This window comes from Enterococcus sp. C65, assembly GCF_040887165.1.
In the GTDB taxonomy this organism is placed as follows: domain Bacteria; phylum Bacillota; class Bacilli; order Lactobacillales; family Enterococcaceae; genus Enterococcus_B; species Enterococcus_B hirae.
Genome location: NZ_JBFOFG010000001.1, coordinates 460,403 through 485,423 on the forward strand (window position 1 = coordinate 460,403; position 25,021 = coordinate 485,423).

Here is a 25,021-nt window from a genome sequence, read left to right on the forward strand (position 1 = left end):
AGTAAATATAAAGCTCCACATCACCCATTTCTCTTCAAATTTAATTATAAATGGTTGTAAAAAAACCATCTTCACACAACTAATCTATCAAGATCAGTCTTGTTATCGGAGAGACATAACATCTTGACAAATTATTTAGACTAATCAATTTTTCAATCATTTTTACAAAAAAAAACTTCAAAACCAGTAGAATTAACCGGCTTTGAAGTTTACCCGATGTTCTTAGCTTTTAAACAAAAAATTTAAAAGTTAGGAACCATTATTTTTTATTTTCGATCATTTTAAAACTTGACCACGGTTTTAAGAAGTCTAATAAGAACAATTCATCTTCTGAAATACGTCCGACTACATTCACACGACCGTCATTTTTCATCTCTTTTAGCGCAATTTGAGTTTCACCTTTGTATTGGTCATACCCCACATTATCAATCAAGACATCCCCGCGAGACATGTCCCGGGTATTATGTGGTGGGAATGGTTTATCTTTATAGTAGATCCGTGTCATTGTTGATCGAAGGATATATTCTGAACGATCACCACGATAGCTGTGGAGATTATCAAACAAACAAATCCGTTCATCTTCAGTGATATCTTCTTCAACATCTACTTTCAACGTTGGATAATCTGCATTAAATGCTTCTGCCATCGCTTTTAGTTCTTCCTCGCTTGCATAAGCATTACCGATAGAAATATCATCGATCAAACCCGTAAGCATCAAGTGCTTGACTTGTGTAGAAATCTCTAAGTTTCGATGATCTTCAAGCGAACACAAACCGTCTTGCGTTGGCCATGGTCCGAAATCAGCGGTTTGAGAATTGACGAATGCCATTGTATTCAAATTATAATTTCTAAATTTTTCTGAGCAATACACAAAATGATCATAACTCAAACCAGAATAGCGATGAGGGTAAAAATTATGAGACCCTAACAAATTATTAGTATTCGGAGAATAACTCATGATGTTGTCAACATAACTAGTTCCAGAACTCATATTGATCTCAATCTTAATACCGTATGGATTACGTGTCATTTTTGCTTCTTCAGCTCCCGTAAACCCGATATCTAAACGGATGCCGTACGCTCCCATCTTATGGAAAAAGGAAAGATCATCGTAGGATATCCCTAATTGTTCAAATAATGCTGGATTGATATCTACCATAACTTCCATTCCTAATTGGTTCGCATATTCCACAACTTTAGAAAAATCAGCTAAAACCTTCTCTTTGTCATCTTCTATTTGTAATAAGCTAGTAAATACACGTTTGAATCCATATTTATGTGCTAAATCCAAATATGCTTTGTCCTTTTTGAACGTTGAACGTTCCGGATAAATCGAAATACCTAATTTTCCCATCAGTTGAATCCTCCCAAAATCTTTTTTGTATCCACTTACATTATAACAAAAGCGTTTTAAATGGTCTACACCTTTGAGAAAAGTGATCATAAACGAAGAAATTATGAGAAAAAGAATAGGTAAATTGAACATTATTTGTTATCATTATAGATAACAAACTGATTATCTTTGAAAGGAACCAAAAATGAAAACAAAAAAACTTCTTTTAAGTATGGGATTGGTTGCAACCCTACTATTTGCAGCAGGGTGTAATCAAAGTGAACCAAAAACAAACACTTCTGAAACAACAAGTTCAACAGAAAAAACAACGGAAAGCAGTACAAAAGAAAGTGTCGATTTAAACGCACTCCCTCTTCCTCAATTGAGCAATGAGGTCGCTGCCAATGAAGATCTGGTTGAGATGGTCACATCAAAAGGGACAATCAAAATGAAATTATTCCCTGAATTGGCCTCTAAAGCAGTTGAGAATTTTATGACACATGCTAAAGATGGCTATTACGATGGCTTGACTTTCCACCGAGTGATCAAAGATTTCATGATCCAAGGAGGCGATCCTAAAGGGGATGGTACTGGCGGTGAAAGTATTTGGGGCAAAGGATTTGAAACTGAAATATCTAACCAGCTTTACAACATCCGCGGAGCTTTATCCATGGCACGTGCCCAAGATCCTAACAGTAATGGGAGCCAATTTTTTATCGTCCAAAACTCAGATGATATGCATGACGGACTATTAAAAGATGATTACCCTCAAGCAATCATCAATGCGTATAAAAATGGTGGCTATCCTAGTTTAGATGGTGAATATACGGTCTTTGGACAAGTCATCGAAGGAATGGACGTTGTAGATAAAATCGCAGAGGTTGAAACAGATGCCTCAGATAAACCAAAAGAAGCGGTTAAAATTGAAAAAATCAATATCTTACAAGAAGCGAAAGAATCATAAGACGAATCATTAAGTAAAAGCCGAAGAATAACGAAAGGTACTCCATTGCCCTTCGCTGTTCTTCGGCTTTTACTGATAACTGGGTCCTTGTAAATTCTGCTTTTATAAAAAAAGCCGCTTTACCCAATTAAGCATCTTTGTTCACAATAAAAGTAAACTCACACTCACAAACTTTTTTATCCTCGACATAAGCCGCAGATAAAGCGGTCCCTACTGCACCCTTCATTTTTGTGATTTCAAAATGACATTTCATCACGTCACCAGGAACCACTTTCTGGCGAAATTTCGCTTTGTTAATCCCACCGATATACGCTCTTTTGCCTAAAAATTCTTCTGATTTTAAAATCAGAATCGATCCAGCTTGCGCTAAGGTTTCTAGAATCAATGCACCAGGCATTACTGGATTATCAGGAAAGTGTCCTTGGAAGAAATCTTCATTGATCGTTACATTTTTCGTTGCGACGATTTTCTTTCCTGGTTCTAAGGTATCGACATAATCGATATAGCATATTGGATAACGATTGGGAATCAAGTCCATTACTTCAGTAGCTGATAATACGTAAGACATAATATACTCCTTCTTTTGGCTAATTGCCTTGATTATTACTTTGATTATCAAAGTATCATATTCTTAAATTTTTAGCAATCTTTTTTTATTATTAAAAAAAATAGTTTGACAATCAAAGCATTTTGACTAATAATAGAAAATCAAGAGGTTATTATTTTGCAATTATTGTTTATTATACAACCTATTAAATCTTTTTAAGATCAAAGGAGTGTCAATATGTCTTTTTTAGAAGGAAAGAAAATCGTCATTATGGGCGTCGCAAATAAGCGAAGTATTGCTTGGGGTTGTGCCGAAGCAATGATGAAACAAGGTGCTGAGATCATCTATACTTATCAAAATGAACGCATGAAAAAATCATTGCTTAAATTAGTCGGCGAAGATGCCTTTACGGTGGAATGTGATGTATCAAGTGATGAAAGTATTGAAAAAGCAATGGATGCAATCGGCGAATATGCTGGAGAAATCCACGGCCTAGTACACGCGATCGCATACGCAAACAAAGAAGAATTATCAGGAAACGTATCCGATATCTCACGTGACGGCTATCAATTAGCGCAAGATATCAGTAGCTATTCATTAATCGCTGTAACAAAATATGCACAAAAATATCTTGCACATAACAGCGGAATTGTAAGCATGTCTTATTTAGGATCAGAACGCGCTATTCCTAACTACAACATGATGGGAATCGCAAAAGCATCTTTAGAAGCAGCCATCCGTTACTTAGCTGCAGAACTATCTCCTAAAGGCATTCGTGTCAACGGTATTTCAGCTGGGGCAATCAAAACATTAGCGGTTACTGGCGTGAAAGATTACCAAAAATTGATCCAATTATCTGAATCACGTACACCAGATCAACAAGGTGTGACGATCGAAGAAGTCGGGAATGCCTGTGCCTTTTTAATTAGCCCATTATCAAGCGGAATGATTGGCGACATCGTTTATGTAGATAAAGGCGTCCACTTATCTTAAGAGGACCCTATTTACTTTAGTCATCCCATTTAAAACAACACGAATCGCTTTTTATTTAAGTAAGATAACGGAAAAATTCGTTTAACACTAACGAACTCACCGGTTTCAAATAAACTTTAAACGACGACCTACTATTGATAGGCTTATCAATATTGGGTCGTCTTATTTTGATTGATCCCTAAAGAAAATATGAGACCCAGACGATGATACGTATGAAATATGCCTATCTAGATTAATGCGGCAGATTACAAGCCAATTGATTGTTGATATATAAATAGTTTATATTTTAATATGAGTGAAATTGTATCTTCTATTTGGTGATGGACAAACTCTTCTAAAGTAGTATGTGGCAAGAAAGCTTGTAGAACTAAATTTATAAAAAAACTAGGACAGATCGTCTTTATCTGTCCTAGAAATCGTAGCATCTCTTTTTTATTAGATTATACTGTTGTTTATTCGACTACTTCGATCCAACCCTCAGGCGCTTCTACATCGCCAAACTGGATCCCTGTCAATTCATCATACAATCGTTTAGTTACAGGACCAACTTCTGTTTCGCTATGGAAAACATGTAAGTTATTTTGATAATAGATCCCTCCGATCGGTGAGATGACCGCTGCTGTGCCACACGCTCCTGCTTCGGCAAACTGGTCTAATTGATCAATAAAGATATCGCCTTCGACAGCAGTTAAGCCTAAACGCTCTTCAGCCAATTGTAAGAGTGAATATTTCGTGATACTTGGTAAAATCGATGGCGATTGCGGTGTGATAAATTGCCCATCTTTAGTAATACCAAAGAAATTCGCTGCGCCGACTTCTTCAATTTTCGTGTGAGTAGCAGGATCTAAATACACGCAGTCTGAATAATCTAATTCCTTCGCTTGTGTACCTGGCAACAGACTAGCTGCATAGTTCCCTCCTACTTTTGCTGCCCCTGTTCCATTAGGTGCTGCCCGGTCGTACTCTGATACGATAAAGTTCGTTGGTTTCAAACCACCTTTAAAGTAAGCACCAACTGGTGTACAGAAAACGACAAATAAGTACTCTGGCGCTGGGTGCACACCGATGTTTTCACCGACACCAATCAGAAAAGGACGTAAGTATAATGTTGCGCCTGTTCCATAAGGTGGTACAAATGCTTCGTTCGCTTTGACTACGTCTTTCACAGCATCAATGAACATTTTTTCTGGTACCATCGGCATCAATAATCGTCTAGCACTTTGATTCAAACGACGGCTGTTTTGATCTGGTCGAAAAAGATTGATCTTGCCATCTTTTCTTCGGTAAGCTTTTAATCCTTCAAAGCATTGTTGTCCATAATGAAGCGCTGGAGAACCTTCATGGATTGTTAAATAGTTGTCTTCCGTCAATTCCCCTTTTTCCCATTGACCATCTTTCCACTTTGCAACGTAACGCCAAGGAGTTTTGATATATGAGAAACCTAAATTATTCCAATCCAATTGCATATTCATTCCACCTATCTTTGTTTTGTGAATATTTTAGCACTATCCTTGAGGTTTGTCATTTTATTTTTTGGAAAATTTCTGAAATTTGAAACAGTTTTGCTGATTTTCTTTTTCCCTCGTTCTTGTTACAATACAGTAGTGAGTATATATTTTAGAAAAGGGGATCTTATGTTTTTACAACTAGCGACAACAGCAACCACTTCCACAGGTGAAACATTAACTGACCAAGCAGTCCACCAAGTGAATGCTTTCCAACGTTTCTGGAATACGATCGATTGGGATGCAATTTTTGCAACCTTCATCCAAAAAGGACTTTATTTAGTTTTTTTAATTCTTTTATTTGCCATACTCAACCGTGTCGGAAAATATTTAATTGATAAATCTTTTAAACAATATTCTAAGAAATCGGTTTTGAATGAAAGTCGTTTAAAAACGTTACACAGTCTGTTAAATACGATTTTCCAATACACGATGGGTTTTTTCTTTATTTATGCGATTTTATCCGTCATTGGTGTTCCGATTGGTTCATTGTTGGCAGGAGCGGGAATTGCTGGGGTAGCAATTGGATTGGGCGCACAAGGCTTTATGAGTGATGTGATTACTGGCTTTTTCATTATTATGGAACAACAAATGGATGTCGGAGATTATGTAAAATTAGCGAATCTGTCAATTGAAGGAACAGTGGCTTCTGTCGGTATTCGGACGTTACAGTTAAAAGCCGTAGACGGTACGGTCCACTTTATTCCCAATCGAAACATCACGACTATCAGCAACCTATCCAGAGCGAATATGCAAGTTCTACTTGATATTCGCATCGTGCCGGAAGAAGGCTATGATTCTATCTACGAAATCATCGATCGTGTAAATCAACGATTAGCTGAAAAATACCAAGACGACTTACAAACTGAACCAACAATTTTTGGATTAGTCGATTTAGGGAACAGTAATTTTGCGATTCGAACCATTTGTTATGCTTTGAATGGGAAACAATTTGTTTTGAAAGAAGAATTTTTGAGTTCTTATGTAAAAGAATTGACAACAGCAGGATTTACCATTCCTAACAGCCCGATCAGCTTGAAATAAAAAAGATTGAGACGATTCCTTACGCTTTCCATTAAATGACCTTAATGGAGAAATAAGTGTAATCAGTCTCAATCTTTTTTGCTTTAATCGTTAACTAACGATGTCTAACTTTTCTTTTAATTCTTCGACTTTAGGCGAAACAATGTTTCGTCGTTCCAATTCATGCACCATATAGTTGACTGCCTTTAGTAGTTCTTTTCGAGTAATGATCCCTTTAAAAACTTTGTCTTCTGTAACAACCGGTAGAAAAGGTGAATCAACTAATAAATGGAGAACTTCTTCTAGTTCCCAATTTTCATCGATCGTTGCAACATTCGTTTCCATTACATCTGCAACGGTTAGTCCTTCTAATGGGTCCATGCTGATCGTTTGTAGATCGATCATTTTATTGACGACATCAGATAAGCTAACTAATCCCACGAAACGGTCATCTTTTCCTAGTACAGGGATCTTCGTATAACCTACTTTCGATAAAACAAGCAAACCATGTGATAATGGATGTTGATACATGACATTCGCTACATTTTCAGCCGAGATCAAAAAAGTCTCTCGATTTTGTAGCAATAACTCTCTTACAATCGGTCCAATCATTGGAGGGCCTCCATTTCAATTTCATTTCAACATAATTATTTTACCGAAAACGGATGCAAAATTCATATAAAAAATCGAGATTTTAGTAAAAATTAGAGATTTTTTGCTTACAAGGAAAAAGTGAAAGCCAGTTCCTCGACAGGTTGATGCGCTCGATTATAATATTGAACATTGACTTGTTCTCCACTGTGTTCAATCAAGGCATAAGAAGGGATTTGGATCGGTCCTCGTGGTTGCGAAATGCTTCCAGGATTCAAATACAAGACCCCTTCTACTACCTCACAACCAATTTGATGCGTATGACCAAAAAAGACCATCGTTGCTTGGTTGGCTTGCGCTTCAAGCGCTAATTGAGTAAGACCAAAACGAACATTTGCCAAATGTCCATGAGTGATAAATATTTTATCTTTCCCAGTATCAACCCACTCTTTTTCAACAAATCCCGGTCCGAAATCACAATTTCCCTTGACTACATGGAAGTGCGTCCACAATTGATCTTCTGGCGATAATTCTGAATCGCCACAGTGAAAGAAGAAATCCACTTTCGTTTGATAACGAGCAACTAGATCAGCTAAGATTTCCCGATCACCATGGTTATCACTGACAACTAAATATTTCATTTGTTTTCACCTTCCAACCAGCTTTGCCATACTTGGCTCAATTTCTTCATTGCTTGTGCCCGGTGGCTGACTTGGTTTTTTTCTTCACTTGACATTTCGGCTGCAGTTTCAGTTGAACCGTCAGGAATAAATAGTGGATCATACCCAAAGCCGTTGTCTCCTCTTGGGATTCTTCCTACTTTTCCTGGCCATTGCGCTTCCACCACTAGACTTTCTTTATCCGGTGCAGCAAAAACCAAGGTGCAATGAAATTGCGCCGTTCTTTTCTCATCAGGAATCTCCGTCATCTCATAAAGTAATTTCGCATTGTTTCCTGCGTCACTTTTGTGTTCGCCGGCAAATCGTGCAGAGTAGATCCCTGGCATGCCACCTAAAGCATCTACTTTCAAACCAGAGTCATCAGCTAATACAGGTTGATTCAACAAATAAGCAATCGTTTCCGCCTTCAGACGAGCATTTTCCTCAAACGTTGAACCAGTTTCTTCTACATCAGGTAATTCAGGATAGTCAAACAATGTTTTGACTTCATAACCTGCTTTGCCAAACATCGCTTTAAATTCTTCTGCTTTCCCAGCATTTTTGGTAGCAATAACGATCGTCTTCAAATCGTCCTCTCTTTCTGCTCGTTGCTCGAACAAGACATTTTTTTGTTCAAGAATCAATTGCTCAATCGCTGTTTTTCCATAAAAGAGCAGATCGTTTAATTGTTCTCCATCAAAGGTTGCTTCTTCCCCAGTTCCTTGAATCTCGACAAATTTGCCAGATTCAGTCATGACTAGATTCATATCGACTAACGCTGCAGCATCTTCTTCATAATCTAAATCTGCCACACATGTCTGATCGGGTAAAATCCCAACACTGATAGCAGCTAAATGTTCAATAACTGGATCTTCACGTAAAACTTTTGTTTGAAGTAACTTTTCGACTGCTAATTTTAATGCAATAAAAGCTCCTGTGATGCTAGCCGTTCTTGTCCCACCATCTGCTTGCAAAACATCGCAATCAATGATAATACTACGTTCGCCTAACTTTTTCAGATCAACGACCGCTCTTAACGAACGACCAATCAACCGTTGGATTTCCATTGTGCGTCCTGAAAGTTTTCCTTTGCTGCTTTCTCTTCGATTTCTAGTATGAGTCGCACGTGGCAACATGCTATATTCTGCTGTTACCCAACCAGTTCCTGTTTCTCTTAAAAATGGCGGAACGTTTTCTTCAATCGTAGCAGAACAATTGACGATCGTATCACCAAAGTGAATCATAACAGAACCTTCTGGATGTTTAAAAACATTTGTTTCAATCTTTATTTTTCTTAACTGCTGAGGTTGTCTTCCATCGTGACGCATCTGTTATTTTCCTCCTAATTCAATATGCTCAACATTCAACTGATCGAGCATCAACCAATCTTGTGCAATCTCTTTAAAAAGCTTAGCTGAACCAGTCGTATAGAATTGGCATAACGTCCGCCCCTCATTGACTGAATTGCTGATTTCAAAATAGTCCAGCAACATCGAAACTTCCCCTACAGTCTCTGCACCTGAATCGATTAATGTTACACTTTCTCCCATAACGTTTTGGATAATCGGACGTAACAAAGGGTAATGGGTACAACCCAACACTAATGTATCGATTTTCTTAGTAACCAATGGCGCTAGTGTCTGGGCAACGATTTTTTTTGCCACTGACGAATGATATTCATTACTTTCCACTACCGAAACGAATTTTGGACAAGCCAAACTAGTCACGGCAAGTTCAGGTACCTTCGTTTTCAGCGCTGTTTCATAAGCACGACTTTTGATCGTTCCGAGGGTTCCGATAATCCCTACTTGTTTATTTCTTGTTTGTTTAACAGCTGCTCTTGTCCCAGGTAAGATCACACCAATGACTGGAATAGGAAGTGCCGCCTTGATTTCTTCTAAAGCAACCGCAGTAGCAGTATTACAGGCAATCACTAACATTTTGATGTTTTGTTCCACCAAATGATTCGTCATTTCCCAAGTAAATTCGATCACTTGTTCTGCCGGTCTAGGACCATAGGGGCAACGGGCAGTATCTCCAACATATAAGATATTTTCATTTGGTAATTGTTTCAATGCTTCTTTGACCACCGTCAATCCACCAACACCTGAATCAATAAAACCAATCGGGCGATTATCAGTCAATAGTATCATCCTTTTTCTCAATAAATTCTATCTTCCTTATTGTGGACTTTTTAAGGTGATTTTTCAAGTACTACCTTTGTACTTCTATCCATAAAGCTTGAATAGCTCACACAGTCGATCTAAAGAATCACTAGTTTGACTTAATGATCTTAAGTTAGTTGTTTTTAGCAGATGAAGATTGCTCTTTATCTACACTTATCATGAATGATTGCGATTCGTTTTAGAGATACTAGAAGAGACTGAGACAAGTTTTGTCCCAGTCTCTGAGCAATTATGGTTTATCGACTAACTTCAGCTGATCCTTGAGATAAAGAATTCATTTGTTTTATATTTTTGTTTGGTTTTGGTAGAGTATTTTGTTCCGATCCTCGATTACTTAGTCTTTGATTCAATGGTAATGGAACTTGATCTATTGGATTTGGGTTTGTTCTATCTAGTTCGGGAAGCTTACTTAGCAAAGTTGTTTTTCCATTGATTATTTCGTTAAGCTCTTTTTTATCTTCTTTAGTCAGAGTAAGCATATAAGGTATATTGCGTCTATTTATTTCATTAAGTTTTCTGCTACCAATAAATTCCGCCATCGTAGATAGCATTTTGGGTTCTACCTTTTGGTTCTCTTTAAGTGCTAATGCAGTGTTCATTGCTCGAGATAACAAAAGCGCGTTGTCATCCACTACTTCAGCTATAGTCTTCCCATTTATTTTAATGTCTGCTTCATTTTCTTGTTTTTTATCTGTTTGTTGTTTCGCTCTTTCTCTGATTATATCCCGAAGTGCTTCTTTTTCTTCTATTCTCATGACAAGATTATCAGAAAGTGTATCCATATACTTTTCATCAAGATAACTATTCTCAATGGTAATTGCTATTTCATGTAAATCCTTTGGAGAGATAGTTTTATTCTCTGAAAGTTGATAATTTACTTTTATTGTTTCAGCCAATAGGGAGACTATCTTATTCTGTACCACAACATTTAATAGATTAATTCGGGCTGGTGCTTTTGGTAAAGTCCCTGATTTTGGCGACGTATTTGGTTCCAAACCTGGAGTATTCTCACTTTGATTTAGTAAAGTTCTTAAATTTGGTTTTGGTGATGTCTGTAGTGTATTCTTTGGTTTTGAATCTAAATTATTTAGTCCTTGACTTAATGTTGAGCTTAGGTTCATTTTAGCTGGTTCTTGTGAAATTTCGAGTTCCTTATTTAGCAATGTTGTTTTTTCATTTGTTATTTCATTAAGCTCTTTTTTATCTTCTTTAATCAGAGTAAGCATATAAGGCATATTCCGTCTATTTATTTCATTAAGTTTTCTGCTACCAATAAATTCTGCCATCATAGATAGTATTTCTGGTTCTACCTTTTTGTTCTCTTTAAGTTCTAATGCAGTGTTCATTGCTCGAGATAACAAAAGTGCGTTGTCATCTAGTACTTCAGCTATAGTCTTCCCATTTATTTTAATGTCTGCTTCATTTTCTTGTTTTTTATCTGTTTGTTGTTTCGCTCTTTCTCTGATTATATCTCGAAGTACTTCTTTATCTTCTCTTCTCATGACAAGATTATCAGAAAGTGTATCCATATACTTTTCATCAAGATAACTATTCTCAATGATAATTGCTATTTCATGTAAATCCTTTGGAGAGATAGTTTTATGCTTTGAAAGTTGATAATCTACTTTTATTTCTTCAGCCAATAGGGATACGATCTTATCATTTATTACACTATTTGAGAATATATTCAGAAGAGTGTCTTTGTCTGCTTTTGCCAAGGCAAGCGTACGCATGAGCTCCAGTTTCTGTTCTATATTAAAGTTTAAATTCACAACCTCATTTGCTATTCTATGTAGTTTATTCGAGGTTGCAGGTCGATCCTCTGAAAGCTGATGATTATTTGTAATAGTAGTAGCAACAGCATTTACATTCTGCTGAAATAATTGTTCTGATTCTGTTGATTTTTTTTTGACATTATTACGTCTTTCATTCGCAATATGTTTTGCTATTTCCTTTAGATCATGTTGGGCGTTAGGTTTGTATTTTTTTATAATAGCTATATTAGCAGCTTTCTTTTGTTCTTCGTATATAGACAGAAGAGTGTCTTGATCTTTTTCTGGTATTTTAAGTTCGAAAATAACCTCTCTTTTCTGTTCATCAGTAAGATCTAAATTCGCAATCTTTTTTGCTGTTTTATTTAGTTTTTCTGGGGAGTTAGATTGATCCTCTGAAAGTTCATATTTAGTTGTAATAGCTATAGTAGCAGCTTTTATTTCGGCGTCTTTCTGACTTTCTTGTGTTTGCAACAAGTCTTGTTTTTCTCTGTATATTTCCTCAAGAGTAGCTCGATCTTCTTTTGAGATTTCAAATTTAGCAATAACCTCCCTTTTCTGTTCTTCACCAAGATTTAAATTCATAATCTCAGTTGCTATTGCCTCTAGTTTCTCTTTAGGGACAGATTGGTTCTCTACAAGTTGATATTTACTTGTAATAGCTAGAGTAGCATTATTTATTACCTGCGTTATTAATTCATTCACCTTGGGAATTTGATCATCTAGAAGCTCATATACATCATCTCTATTTATAATATGTAGATCGGAAATAAAGTTATAACACGTACTAGGTTTCAAAGGAAGATAATAGAATTTATCAAGGTCTTCAATTAGTGCAGCTTTTGTTTTTTCCGATAAAGGCGTGTTTGAATTAAGGTTATGTTTTTCATTAAGATAGTCAATAAAAAAGGTTCTATCTTCGCTATCCATTTCAATAGTTCTTTGTTGTAGCAGATTTTTCTCTTTAGAAAGATCTTTATCTATTACTAGTGTTTCCGTATTTGTAGATTGCTTTTTCTCTTCAGTTAGTTCATAAGCAAGAGCAGGCTGATCTTCGGGCTGTGCTATTCTATTGCTTGGTTGTAACAGGTTTTTCTCTTCTGGATTCAATGGAAGATTGGAGATGTTTCCTTCGCTTGAAGTTGGATCATCTTTAGAAAGATCTTTATCTAATGCTACTAGTGTTTCTATATTAGTAGATTGCTTTTTCTCTTCAGTTAGTTCATAAGCAAGAGCAGGCTGTTCTTTGGGCTGTGCTATTCTATTTCTTGGTTGTAACAGTTTTTTCTCTTCTGGATTCAATGGAAGAAGTAAAAGGATTCCTGCGGTTGAATTTGGATCATATTTAGAAAGTTCTTTACCTAATGCTACTAATGTTTTCACATTAGTATGTTGATTTTTTAGTTTATACTTTTTGGTTAATCTATAAGCAAGATTAGGCTGATTTTCGGGTTTTACTATTCTATTGCTTGGTTGTAACAGGTTTTTCTCTTCTGGAATCAGCGGAAGATGTAAGAGGATTCCTTCGGTTGAATCTGAATCATATTTAGAAAGTTCTCTATCTAATTTTGCGAATGTCACCGGATCAGTACGTTCCATTTTTAGGTTATACTTATCGGTTAATCTATCAGCAAGTTCAAGTCGATCTTCGGGTTTTACTATTCTATTTCTTGGTTGTAACAGGTCTTTCTCTTCTGGAATCAGCGGAAGATGTAAGAGGATTCCTTCGGTTGAATCTGGATCATATCTAGAAAGATCTTTTCCTAATGCTACGAATGTTTTTAGATTAGTATGTTGATGTTTTAGTTTATACTTTTTGGTTATTCTATAAGCAAGTTCAAGCTGATCTTCGGGCTGTACTATTCTATTTCTTGGTTGTAACTGTTTTTTCTCTTCTGGAATCAATGGAAGATGTAAGAGGATTCCTTCGGTTGAATCTGGATCATATCTAGAAAGATCTTTTCCTAATGCTGCCATTGTTTTCAGATTAGTATGTTTATTTTTTAGTTTATACTTATCGATTAATCTATCAGCAAGTTCAAGCTGATCTTCGGGCTGTACTATTCTATTTCTTGGTTGTAACAGGTCTTTCTCTTCTGGAATCAGTGGAAGATGTAACAGGATTCCTTCGATTGTAGCTGGATCATATCTAGAAAGTTCTCTACCTAATTTTGCGAATTTCTCCGGATTAGTACGTTCCATTTTTAGTTCGTACTTATTGGTTAGTCTATAAGCATGACTTTGCTGATCTTCAGGCTGTACTATTCTATTTCTTGGTTGAAACAGGTTTTTCTTTTCTGGAGTCAATGGAAGATAGAAGAGGATTCCTTCGATTGTAGCTGGGGCATATTTAGAAAGATCTTTTCCTAATGCTACTAGTGCTTTCATATCATCAGATTTATTTTTCTCAAGTTTATACTTATTAGTTAGTTCATAAGCAAGTGAAAGCTGATCTTCGGGTTGTACAATTACTTTTTTTCCGTTTTTTTTATTTAGTTTCAACCTATCTTTTAGTCTATAAAAAATACCACGCTGATTTTTGGACTGTACGCTTACTTTCTCTCCATTTTTTTTATTTAGTTTTTCCATGTTGTTTTCTCCTTTGCACTTTTATATACTGCTTTATAAATTTATCAGAAAAAAAAGGACATCAAAAACTTTTATTCCCAAATAAAGAAATTCTTGGAATTTAATACCATGGTATTTGTTCAAATTTTAGAATATTATTTTTAATTTCTGAAAATAATTAGTCAAGAATAGTGTTTTCAAAAAGATTATGCATGAATAAAGTTTTATTTGAGTCCACTTATACATAACTATTCCTTTCATAATTTTTTTCTGAATATTTGCGTAACCACGTGTAGTGATTTGAAAAAAATAGTATTCTTTTATAAAAACAGAAGAACCCGTAGCCTGCAGATTAAAATCAACGACAACATGAAAATAGAATTTTTTTGGTTAATTAAAGAATCAATGTGAGAGAAAAAATCTGAGAAAGAATGGGATACCTTCTTGCCCAGATTTGATTTTGCATCACTCATCAGTACTTATTGACGAAGAGATGAAAAATATTAATCATCCCTAAAACAGCAAGAGCCGAACAATCCCTTTTCAGAAAATGATTCAGCTTGAGCAATTATGGTTCATCGACTAAATTCATCTAAACCTTTAGATAAGTGAATCGTTGGGTTTAGTGGAGTCTGTGGTTTCGAGCTTAGACTGTTTACTATTTTTAAAGGATTACCTTTTGATGCATTTGGTTTTAGCGATATCGGTGGTTCCGATCCTAGATTATCCTCACTTTTCTTTAGTAGAGATCTTAATTTTGATTTTAATGACGTCTGTAGTGGCGTAGTGGGTTTTGATTCAAGATTATTTAGTCCCTGACTTAATATTGAGCCTAGGATCGTTTTAGCTGATTCTTGTAAAGTTTCTACCTGGTTTAGCAACGTTGTTTTTTTATTTATTAATTCATTAAGTTTATCTCTATCTATTTCTGGTATTTCAAGTTCGAAAATGACCTCTCTTTTCTGTTGCTTATTAAGATTTAAATTCAAAATCTCATTTGCTATTGCATCTAGTTTTTTTGGGGGATTAGGTTGGTCCTCTGAAAGTTGATAGTTGGTTATAATAGTTAGAGTTGCATCATCTACTCCATGATAAAAGAACACTTCATCGTCTGTCTTATTTTTTTGTATTTTTAACAAGTCTTGTCTTTCTCTGTACATTGTCTTAAGAGCGACTCTATCCTCTTTTGATATTTCAAGTACTCTAACAACCACCCTTTTTTGTTGCTCACTAAGATTTAAATCTATAATCTCATTTACCATTTTCTCTAGTTTATCTCGGAAGGTAGGTCGGTCATTCGAAAGTTGATATTTATTTGTAATAGCTATAGTAGCATCATTTATTCCCTTAAAAAAAAATGGTGCTGCTTCGGCAAAATTTCTTCTGACAATTTGCTTCTTATTTTTATGAATCAATTGTGCCCTATCGTCACTATACCCATCTTGTGTCCGCCCATTCACTCTAGAGTCTGTCTTACTTTCTTTTATTTTTGGCAATACCTCAAGTTTTCTGTATATTCTCCAAAAAGCTTCTCTATCAGCTTCTGGTATTTCAAGACCATTAATAACCTCTCTTTTTTGTTCATCACTAAGGTTTAAATCTATAATCTCTTTTGCTATTGCCGTTAGTTTCCTATGGTGAGTAGCTTGATCTTCTGAAAGTTGATATTTATTTTCAATATAAGTAACTGAATCATGTACTAGCTGATTAAATAACTGTAATGCTTTAGCTCCTCTTATTATAACTTCTGTATTACTTTGGGCTGGTGTTGGCCATTTCTGTAGTTCTTTAAATGTTTCGAGAAGAGTATCTTTATATCCCTTTTGTATTCCAAGACGGATAATAACCTCTTCTTTCTGTTCCTCACTAAGTTTTAAATTAAAAATCTCCTTTGCTATTGCCTTTAGTTTCCTTTCGTGGATAGATAGTTCATATTTATTTATAATGCCTATAACTGCATCATCTACTTGCTGATTAAATGATACTTTATCTTCACCTTTTGTGTTCTCATCTATTTTAGCATCTGTCCTACTTTCTTGCGCTTTAAAAAATTCTTGTCTTTCTCTATATATTGTTTGAAGAGTGGCTCGATCTTCTTCTGATATTTTAAGCTCGAAAACAACCTCTCTTTTGTATTCTTCACTAAGATTTAAATCCATAATTTCATTTACTATTGCCTTTAGTTTCTCTTCAGGGACAGATTGGTTCTCTGAAAGCTGATATTTATTGATAATAGCTATAGTAGCATGAATAGCAGCATTGTTTGCTTGCTGATAAAATAACTGTTCTGCTTTCATCAAATTTATTTTGTATATTTTCCAAAGAGTGGCACTATCTTCTGTTTGTAGTCCAAGTTGGAAAATAACCTCCTCTTTTTGTTCCCCACTAAGATTTAAATCCATTATCTCATCTGCTATTGCCTTTAGTTTATTTTCGGGGATAGATAGCTGATATTTATTTATGATAGCTATAGCTGCATCATCTACTTGCTGATAAAATAATATTTCATCGTCATCTTTTGTAATCTCTTTTAAATTAGCATCTGTCTTACTTTCCTGTGTTTTCAATGTGTCTTGTTTTTTTCTGTATATTTTCCGAAGAGTGGCTCGATCTTCTTTTGATAGTTCAAGTTTAGCTATAACCGCCCTTTTCATTTCCTCATCAAGATTTAAATCCATGACCTCATTTGCTGTTGCCTCTAGTTTTTCTTCGGAGACTGTGTGGTTCTCTAAAAGTTGGTATTTATTTGTAATATCTATAGCAACATCATCTATTACCTGCGTTATTAATTCATTCACCTTTGGAAGTTGATCATTTATAAGCCTACCTACATCCCTTCTAGCTACTATATCCAGATCGAGAATAAAGTTATGATACGTACTAAGTTTCAAAGGAGTATGATAGAATTTATCAAGGTCTTCAATTAGTGCAGCTTTTTTTTTTCTGATAAAGGCGTGTTTGATTTAAGTCTATGTTTTTCATTAAGAAAGCTAATAAACAGGGGTCTATTTTGACTATTTATTATTATTCTATCTTTGCTATTCATTTCAATAGTTCTTTGTTGTAACAGCTTTTTCTCTGCTGGAGAAAGTTTAAGATAGGAGAGGATTCCTTCGATTGAAGCTGGATCATATTCAGAAAGATCTTCACCCAATGTTGCTAAAGTTTCTAGATTAGTATGTTTCTGTTTCGTAATTTTATACTTTTTGGTTAGTCTATTTGCTAGATCTTTAGGTGTTTCTGTTACTGTCTCTCCGTTTTTTTTCTTTATTTCTATATTCAGTTGCTTTTTTTTAAGTTCAAGCTTATTAATTATTCTATTAAAAATACCATGCTGATCTTGAGGCTGTATTCTAACTTTCTCTTCGTTGTCTTTATTTATATTCTGTTCCTTGTTTGGCATGCTGTTTTCTCCTTTGAGATTTTATATACGCTTTATAAATTTATCAGAAAAAAAAGTACATAACGAACTTTTATTTCCACAGAAAGAAATTATTGGCATTTTATACCATTGTATTTATTCAGAATCTAGATTATTGTTTTTAATCTCTGAGAATATTTGGCTAAGATTAGTGTTATTAAAGGATTATGCTACAGAAGAATTTTATTTAAGTACCTCTGTACATAACTATTCCTTAAACTATTTTTCTGAATATTTGCTTAACTACATGTGTTGGTTAAAAAGAGGAAATTTATGACCCTGACTGGTTTTTGTACTATTCATCGACTCTTAATGACATGGAGCCTATTTTCTACCACAATATTTATTAAAGCTAGATAAAAAGACGAAAATCAGTTCTCCTGATTTTCGTCTTTTTAGGCTTGTTCATCCGAAAGATTTGATCGCACGCTCAAGTTAATTTTTGAACTGTTACACTCTTACTTGAATGTTGCTAAATTGAACACTATCTGATCGTTAGGTGATAATTTAATATCATTTGCTCCTTTTTCCGCCATTTTGCCGTTGATTGTGAACGTCCAATATAATCCTTTATCTTTGTCTTGTGCATGCCCATCAATTACCGTCACAAAACCATTGTCTTCTTTCACTGAAAACTGTTTTTTTAGTAATTCCAACAAGGTCTGATTTGGTTGGTAAGTAACGTTTTTTGCCGATAGTTCTTTTCCCTCTTCTTGCAAAGTGATGGTCACTTTTTTTGTAGTGGCTTGTGATTGAGCGCTTGATTGTTCTGTCGTGGTAGGTGATTGACAACCAGTCATAACGATCATACTTGATAAAGCAGCTAATAATACTATGAATTTCTTCAAAAAAAACACTCCTATTTATTAATTTGTAAAAAGAATTGACTTAAGTTATCACTTTAAACATTATAGATATGATTCTTAGACAGTTAGATTTTAATCCAAACAGTAAGGTCTGATAAATAATTAATGGAATACTTTCCCAGCTCGCTCATAGAATGGTTCTTTAATATGATAAACCACATTGACATAACGTGCCAAGACAAAAAAGAGATCCGATAACCGATTAATCAGTTTATAACTCATTTGATTCGTTTCTGTTTCTTCCAAAATCAGTTGAGTGATTTCACGTTCCGCTCTTCGGGTCACTGTTCGGGCAAGATGGAAATGCCCTGCTACTGGATGTCCACCAGGCAAGATAAATTTGTCGATCACCGGTAGTTTTTCTTGATAAAAATCAATCATTTCTTCCATTTTCTCCAAATCTTTTTTAGTCACGATCCGTTCTTTGACTTCCGTTGGTGTGGCAAAATCTGTTCCGATATCAAATAGTAATCGTTGAAGTTGGATTAATTGTTCGATCAAAAGCGCAAATTTATCAGGATCTAATTCTGCAACGATCGTTCCTACCCAAGAATTGATTTCATCCACACTTCCATAAGCTCTAACACGAGAAGCTGACTTAGCTAGCCGTTGCCCTCCGATAATACTAGTCATCCCAGCATCACCACTTTTAGTATAGATTTTCATGGTACCATGCTCCTTTTTAACCTTATAATCCACACTTTAGTTGTACTTTACAATGGGTACAAGTACTGCAACCTCCGATTTCTTCAATTGTACCTTCATGACAAATCGGACAGCGCTCTTCACTCGTTGCTGAGTCGTTTGAAGCTTCTGTTAGCAAAACATCTGGGTGTACCTCTGATGTTACTAGCTCATCGGTAAAACTATTTTCTTCCGCTGATAAAGTCAGGACTTGTGAATCTCGGCTCCCGTCAACATATACCGTACCGCCTTTTGCCCCACCTTGATAAAGTCGTTCGTAAATATCAGCTACTTCTTTAACACGATATCCCTTAGGTGCGTTGACTGTTTTGGAAATGGAGCTATCAACCCATCGTTGGATCGTACATTGGACATCCACGTGAGCTTCTGGTGAAAGCTCCATTGCTGAGACAAAGTATTCCGGTAACTCTGAGGCATCTGCCTCTGGATGTTTCGCTAGATATTCGTCAACGATTCCAGCGTGTACTTCAATGAATTTTCCTAAGCGACCGCTTCTAAAGTAGGAAAAAGAGAAATAAGGTTCCAATCCCGTGGAAACACCAGTCATCGTACCTGTCGAGCCAGTTGGTGCAACGGTTAATAAGTGTGAATTACGGATTCCATAAGTTAAGACACCTTGTCTAATATGTTCTGGCATCTTTTTCATATACCCAGAATGGATAAAACGCTCACGTAATTGTCGTGTTTCTTCTTCGTTCTTACCAACTAAATAAGGAAAACTTCCTTTTTCTTTTGCCAATTCGATCGACGTTTGATAAGCTGTAACGGCAATCGTTTCAAACAATTGATCGACTAACGCATTTCCTTCTTTAGAGCCATACGTTTTGCCGCAATAGATCAATAAGTCGGCTAAGCCCATCACCCCTAAACCAATACGACGCTCCCCTTTTGCTTGTTGCTCATTCTTGTCAAAAAAATAAGGGGTCGCATCAATAACATTATCTTGGAAACGTACACTGGTTCTAACCACTTCTGCAACTTTTTGAAAATCGATTTCTTGGTGCTCATCTACCATATTCGCTAAATTGATAGCCGCAAGATTACATACCGCATACGGTGTCAATGGCTGTTCTCCACAAGGATTTGTTGCAACGACTTTTTGACCATAGGCAGCAGCATTAGTCATCTCATTGGCGTTATCAATAAAAAAGATCCCTGGTTCCGCAGAATAAGTAGCACAGTAAGTGATCAATTCCCAAAGCTCTCTGGCTCGAATTGTTTGATAAACTTTCACTTTACGTCCTGTTGCTTCCCACTCACGGACATCACCGATTTCAGCCCAATGTTGATCATAATCAGCCATTTCTACTTCTGTATACTCGTCAATAGCAGGAAAACGCAAATCATAGGTTTTATCTTGTGCGACAGCTGCCATGAATTCCTTTGTCAGACAGATTGAAATATTCGCCCCTGTTAAGAAGTCAGGATCTTTGACACTATAACTTCCACCCATTTTTAATTTTTGCTTAGCCTCTTTGATGAAAGTATGTTCTGCAAATTGCAAAAGCCCCTCTTCCTTAAGCAAGACTTCAAATAGCTCCCTTTCTTCTTGAGTTAAAGGAGAAAAAGCTAGTTTCTCACTTGCTAACTGTTTGATTAGCGGGTTTTTACTTGTAGTTATCAACTGTTGCAAGATCAATGGATTCTGGATTTTTGAAATAATAAATTCAAAAATATCTGGGTGCCAATCATTGAGCATGATCATTTGCGCCCCTCTGCGACTTCCTCCTTGCTCGACTAAATGGGTGAGATTAGCTAAATCATTGAGCCAAGAAACAGCACCAGAAGATTTTCCATTTACGCCATGTACGACAGCTGATTTTGGTCTCAAGGTTGAGCCATTCGTTCCTACTCCACCACCACGACTCATGATTTCCATGACTTCTTCTCGGTGTTTTGCTAAACCAGAGCGAGAATCTTGAATAAATGGCATGACAAAACAATTAAAGTATGTGACTTCTGATTGCGTACCAGCGCCATATAACACCCTTCCGGCAGGAATCAAATTTTGTTCAGTCAATTGTTTGTAAAAATCTTCAAAAAATTCTGCTTTTCTATCGCCCTCGACTTGACTAATTCCGGAAGCAACTCGAGCAGCAATTTGTTCATAATACAGCTCTAAAGGTTTTTCAACTTCACTTTTGTTTCTTTTAACGAATCCACGAGCTATTTCTTCAGGATCAGTCAAAGAGGAGCGAAATTCCTCTTCCACTTCGATCGTTAAATCGTCTCCAGAGTGCTGAATGATCGTTCCAATTCCACGAGCCGGGTATTGTGGATCCGCATGTACCGTCAAGACGACTAGATCACCTATGGTTAACGTCTGATTATGTGGATCTTTGTAAGTATATCGATCCAACATGATCAAGCGTGAAATCCCTTCAAATGTCAGTTTCATTTGTGGATCAATAGGTTTGACCTCTGGATAATTCCGTATATCCTGATTAAGTTTTTCTATATATTTTTTTGAATAAATTCCCATTCCATCGCCACCTTATCATAAAAAACACTATATATAGTGTCTGTTAATTATTATCACACCACATCATGTGTTTTTCAATCTTGTAATAAAAAAAATTTATGATATAATGAGAACTATTATCAGTGAAGGAGCAGCCTCAAAAGATGAACACATTTAAACAAAAACCTTACTTTACGATTCACAAATTTGCTTATTTGTCATTATTAATTGCTGCCTGTGTCGTAGGCAGAATTTTTTTTGCTTGGTTACCAAATATTCAACCTATGACAGCAATTTTTTTACTACTTGCGGCATTTGGTTCTTTAACAGATGCTTTAATCGTCTCCATATTGAGCTTATTCATCACTAATCTATATTTAGGATTAGGGACTTGGACAATCAGTCAAATGCTCGCCTTCAGCGGGATTGTTTTGTTTTTCCATTGGATGAATCAGTTACCTATAGTCGCTAAGCATGTGACTATTCAAGCAATTTTGAGCTTTATTTGTGGATTAATTTACGGTTTGTTTGTTTCACGAATTGAAACTTTCATCTATCAACTTCCCTCTTTTTGGGCTTACTATTTTCAAGGACTTCCTTTTGATCTCGCCCATGGTATAGGTAATTTCTTTTTTTATTTGATTCTCTTTCCCGTATTCCAACGAATACTATTTCCGCTATACAGTAAGACGCTTGATGACAGATATAAAAAATAAATGACGTGAGAATCCTTATTTTATCAGTCGTCTGATCATTTTTGTCTAACTTTTTTTTAGGGTATAGAATCAGAAGTGATTCTTCTGTCCCAGTTTTCATTTAGCCATAAAAAGTGGGATATTAATCAAATTTTTTCTGATTAATATCCCACACTCATTTATTATGTAATCATTTTTAGAGTTTATTGATTATTATCTATGTAACGGGTTATCCTGCTTATGCTGTAGGTCTTGAGATACAGCTGCACCTTTTGGGGATGAGTTTTCTTCTTTAGATACTCTATTTAATTTTTCTTTAAGATCTTCTCTTCTATCTTTGTTCACTGGAACTTCAGAACTATTTCTAACATTATTCCCTCCCTCATACTTCCCCATTTCTTCTACTACTCTCTGTCGGCTTATGTGTGGACTTTTTTTCAACTCATTTTTAAGATACCTCAATACACTACTTCGAGGGATGGCTCTATTCTTCATAACTTTTGCTATTACTTGCTCAACCGCTTTATCCTCTTTTTTTCTATATTTACCCTTAAACTTCTTCAATTCTTCTTCTGCTCTCTCTTTACTTATGAATGGATTATGCTCAAATCCATATGTGAGATACTTAAATATTTGGGAATGATCTTGAGTTCTGCCTGCATCCTTCATAACTGTTTTTATCTCTTGTTTAACCGCTTTATTCTCTTTTTTCCTAACTTTAATCTCAAACTTCTTCAATTCTTTTGCTCTCCTTTTATTTATGAATGGACTATTCTCTTTTTCTTTAGTTGTACTCGGATTTAATTCAGTTGGTTCCTGTTGAATAGTTTTTGTCTTTTCCTGTTCCTTGTTTGGCATATTATCTTCTCCTTTAAAATTTTATATACTGCTTCATCAATTTATCAGAAAAAAAGAATACATAAAAAACTTTTATTTCCGAGAAAAGAAATTTTTGTAATTTAATACCATTTAATTGATTAAAATTCTAGGTTACTACTTTTAGTTTCTGAGAGTACAAGGTCAAGTATAGTATTTTCAAAGAATTATGCATCAAAAAATTGTATTTGAGTAGTCCTATACATAACAGTTCCTTTCATAATATTTCATTGATTATTTAATCCTATTTTTGATTTAGCTATAAAAATCGGGTCGTTCATCCAATTTTTTCTGATTAACGACCCGAGCTCATATACTATGTAATTTGGGCTCTATATTTTTTGATGTTGGTGAAATTTACCAACATCTTTTTCATGATGTAAAAACATAGAAAAGACACCCTGAAATCCTTTAGAATTAATTTGACGAACCAATTCATAGGATAATTCAAGATGTCTTGTACTCAGCTTATCAAAGATCCCCTAAATATTCTAGACCTAACTATCTATTTTGAGGTAAATTGTTAAACCAAAGAAAGATATAAAGAGAAATTTTGCTTGATTTACAAAGGTACTCTTCAATACACGCCCGAAGAGTGTCCACATTATTCAACATATAGGAAGAACTTTTTTAAACCACCGAGTGAAGGAAACCAATGCACGACTTAAAAGTACTTCTCAATACCAACGTGGGCTTGGTAGAAAAATGAAACGTTATTGGAAACTCCTACAAAAAGAAGAAGCAAAGTTGAACTATGAAAAACGGGTTTGGTGTTCCAGTTTCAAAGATTACTTAACTGAAAGTGAGATTGTCGACCGATTGTTAGCTACTTGTGCCGATCTACGACAAGGCTATCAGTTATACCAAGATGTTCTTTATGAGTAAAGAAAAGAGATCATTCACTATTTGAGGACTGTTTATCCAGAGAAGTCAGCCAGTTACCTGAAACTTATGCGATAACTTTGCGAACATTTAGAAAGTTTCTGCCACAGATCCAAAATGTCCTCCGCTACAGTTATTCAAACGGACCACTAGAATGTTTAAACAACCATATTAAAGTATTAAAACACAATACTTATTGTTTTCGAAATTTTTATAATTTCAAACGACGGATCATGATTCGACACGGTAAAACTATTTTAACCAAATAAAAAGAACTGAACTGGGACAATAGTCAGAAAAAAAATCTGATTATTGCCCCATTTTTTTGATTTTAAGGTACACAAAAAGCACGCAACCTTGTGAGATTAAAGTAACCCAACCCAATCAAAAAGGAGCATGCTTTTATGTTTAAAAATTATACCATCAATCAAACAACTTTACCACTAGATGTAGAACAATAATATATTCCAGAAACGGATGTTGCCTTTAAATAATAATTGGTGCTATTTCAAAGCAGAATGCAGAAAAAAGTGTCTAAAATAAGAAAAATCAGCCTGATTTTCTTTTTGAAAAGTATTATTGGCCCAATCTCGTCCAAATTATTCTAAGATTTCTCTTTACCAACATCATTTGACAAAGAGCCAGCAATTATTGTTCATCGACTAAATTCATCTGACTTTTTAGGTAAATGATCATTTTGTTGTACATTTTGGTTTAGTAGAGTTTTTGGTTTTAAATCTGAATTATTTAGTCTTCCACTCAATGAAACTTGATTTGTTGAGTTTAGGTTTGTTTTAGCTGGTTCTTGTGAAGTTCCGTGCGCCCTGTTCAGCAACGCTGTTTTATCTTTCATTATTTTGATAAGGTTATTTTTATCTTCTTTAGTAATCAAAATCTCCTCAACTAAATTGCGTTGAGAGAGTTTATCAAGGCTACTGTTAACAATAAATTCGGCCATCATAGATAGCGTTTCC

19 protein-coding genes and 1 pseudogene are annotated in these 25,021 nt (G+C 35.4%); 5 read left to right on the forward strand and 15 right to left on the reverse strand.

What is annotated here, in order from left to right; translation table 11 throughout:
* Positions 1–259: 259 nt before the first annotated feature.
* Positions 260–1,354: a DUF871 domain-containing protein gene (locus AB3I12_RS01990; RefSeq protein ID WP_010719272.1), complete on the reverse strand. Its 1,095-nt coding sequence runs from the start codon at positions 1,352–1,354 to the stop codon at positions 260–262.
* A 184-nt stretch (positions 1,355–1,538) separates the two neighbouring features.
* Here AB3I12_RS01990 and AB3I12_RS01995 point away from each other — a divergent pair, with 184 nt between their 5' ends.
* A complete protein-coding gene (locus tag AB3I12_RS01995) occupies positions 1,539–2,297 on the forward strand; it encodes a peptidylprolyl isomerase (RefSeq protein ID WP_063627061.1) in 759 nt (252 codons plus the stop codon).
* A gap of 127 nt (positions 2,298–2,424) precedes the next feature.
* Here AB3I12_RS01995 and fabZ read toward each other — a convergent pair whose 3' ends face one another.
* Positions 2,425–2,865, reverse strand: a complete 441-nt coding sequence (fabZ, locus tag AB3I12_RS02000; protein WP_010719274.1) for a 3-hydroxyacyl-ACP dehydratase FabZ — start codon at positions 2,863–2,865, stop codon at positions 2,425–2,427.
* A 216-nt stretch (positions 2,866–3,081) separates the two neighbouring features.
* On the opposite strand from fabZ, the gene fabI reads away from it, so the two are divergent.
* Positions 3,082–3,837, forward strand: coding sequence for an enoyl-ACP reductase FabI (fabI, locus tag AB3I12_RS02005; RefSeq protein WP_010719275.1), 756 nt, complete (start codon positions 3,082–3,084; stop codon positions 3,835–3,837).
* Between the two features lie 452 nt (positions 3,838–4,289).
* Here the strand turns inward: fabI and AB3I12_RS02010 are convergent, their stop codons facing one another.
* Positions 4,290–5,303 carry a branched-chain amino acid aminotransferase gene (locus AB3I12_RS02010; RefSeq protein ID WP_063627060.1) on the reverse strand — a complete coding sequence of 338 codons (1,014 nt, stop codon included), beginning with the start codon at positions 5,301–5,303 and terminating at the stop codon, positions 4,290–4,292.
* Between the two features lie 168 nt (positions 5,304–5,471).
* Between AB3I12_RS02010 and AB3I12_RS02015 the strand changes: the two genes are divergently transcribed.
* Entirely contained in the window at positions 5,472–6,386 is a 915-nt protein-coding gene (locus tag AB3I12_RS02015) for a mechanosensitive ion channel family protein (protein WP_034697771.1), read from the forward strand.
* A 90-nt stretch (positions 6,387–6,476) separates the two neighbouring features.
* Here the strand turns inward: AB3I12_RS02015 and cbpB are convergent, their stop codons facing one another.
* The 10 genes from cbpB to AB3I12_RS02065 all read right to left on the reverse strand — a co-directional run bounded on the left by cbpB (position 6,477) and on the right by AB3I12_RS02065 (position 21,615).
* A complete protein-coding gene (cbpB, locus tag AB3I12_RS02020; RefSeq protein WP_010719279.1) occupies positions 6,477–6,977 on the reverse strand; it encodes a cyclic-di-AMP-binding protein CbpB in 501 nt (166 codons plus the stop codon).
* Positions 6,978–7,084: 107 nt separating this feature from the next.
* On the reverse strand, positions 7,085–7,597 hold the full coding sequence (locus tag AB3I12_RS02025; RefSeq protein ID WP_010737496.1) for a metallophosphoesterase: 513 nt from the start codon (positions 7,595–7,597) through the stop codon (positions 7,085–7,087).
* Positions 7,594–8,943, reverse strand: a complete 1,350-nt coding sequence (rph, locus tag AB3I12_RS02030; RefSeq protein WP_010737495.1) for a ribonuclease PH — start codon at positions 8,941–8,943, stop codon at positions 7,594–7,596. Before rph ends, AB3I12_RS02025 begins: the two co-directional genes overlap by 4 nt.
* 3 nt (positions 8,944–8,946) lie before the next feature.
* A complete protein-coding gene (racE, locus tag AB3I12_RS02035; RefSeq protein ID WP_010737494.1) occupies positions 8,947–9,768 on the reverse strand; it encodes a glutamate racemase in 822 nt (273 codons plus the stop codon).
* A 269-nt stretch (positions 9,769–10,037) separates the two neighbouring features.
* A complete protein-coding gene (locus tag AB3I12_RS02040; protein ID WP_063627059.1) occupies positions 10,038–14,162 on the reverse strand; it encodes a hypothetical protein in 4,125 nt (1,374 codons plus the stop codon).
* A gap of 554 nt (positions 14,163–14,716) precedes the next feature.
* Complete coding sequence (locus tag AB3I12_RS02045; RefSeq protein WP_196763514.1) at positions 14,717–16,939, reverse strand: hypothetical protein; 2,223 nt, start codon at positions 16,937–16,939, stop codon at positions 14,717–14,719.
* Positions 16,940–17,064: 125 nt separating this feature from the next.
* Positions 17,065–17,544, reverse strand: a complete 480-nt coding sequence (locus tag AB3I12_RS02050; protein WP_063627057.1) for a hypothetical protein — start codon at positions 17,542–17,544, stop codon at positions 17,065–17,067.
* A 476-nt stretch (positions 17,545–18,020) separates the two neighbouring features.
* Complete coding sequence (locus AB3I12_RS02055; protein ID WP_063627056.1) at positions 18,021–18,410, reverse strand: DUF4430 domain-containing protein; 390 nt, start codon at positions 18,408–18,410, stop codon at positions 18,021–18,023.
* 120 nt (positions 18,411–18,530) lie between these two features.
* Complete coding sequence (locus tag AB3I12_RS02060; RefSeq protein ID WP_063627055.1) at positions 18,531–19,094, reverse strand: cob(I)yrinic acid a,c-diamide adenosyltransferase; 564 nt, start codon at positions 19,092–19,094, stop codon at positions 18,531–18,533.
* Between the two features lie 22 nt (positions 19,095–19,116).
* On the reverse strand, positions 19,117–21,615 hold the full coding sequence (locus tag AB3I12_RS02065; protein ID WP_063627054.1) for a vitamin B12-dependent ribonucleotide reductase: 2,499 nt from the start codon (positions 21,613–21,615) through the stop codon (positions 19,117–19,119).
* 143 nt (positions 21,616–21,758) lie between these two features.
* Between AB3I12_RS02065 and AB3I12_RS02070 the strand changes: the two genes are divergently transcribed.
* Positions 21,759–22,310, forward strand: a complete 552-nt coding sequence (locus AB3I12_RS02070; protein WP_063627053.1) for a DUF6580 family putative transport protein — start codon at positions 21,759–21,761, stop codon at positions 22,308–22,310.
* Positions 22,311–22,502: 192 nt separating this feature from the next.
* Here the strand turns inward: AB3I12_RS02070 and AB3I12_RS02075 are convergent, their stop codons facing one another.
* A complete protein-coding gene (locus AB3I12_RS02075; RefSeq protein WP_063627052.1) occupies positions 22,503–23,147 on the reverse strand; it encodes a hypothetical protein in 645 nt (214 codons plus the stop codon).
* A gap of 618 nt (positions 23,148–23,765) precedes the next feature.
* On the opposite strand from AB3I12_RS02075, the pseudogene AB3I12_RS02080 reads away from it, so the two are divergent.
* Positions 23,766–24,316 (forward strand): annotated as a pseudogene (locus tag AB3I12_RS02080) (transposase); the annotation flags it as partial.
* A gap of 386 nt (positions 24,317–24,702) precedes the next feature.
* Here AB3I12_RS02080 and AB3I12_RS02085 read toward each other — a convergent pair.
* Positions 24,703–25,021: hypothetical protein (locus tag AB3I12_RS02085; protein ID WP_368015476.1), on the reverse strand; the 319-nt coding region annotated here is incomplete at its 5' end.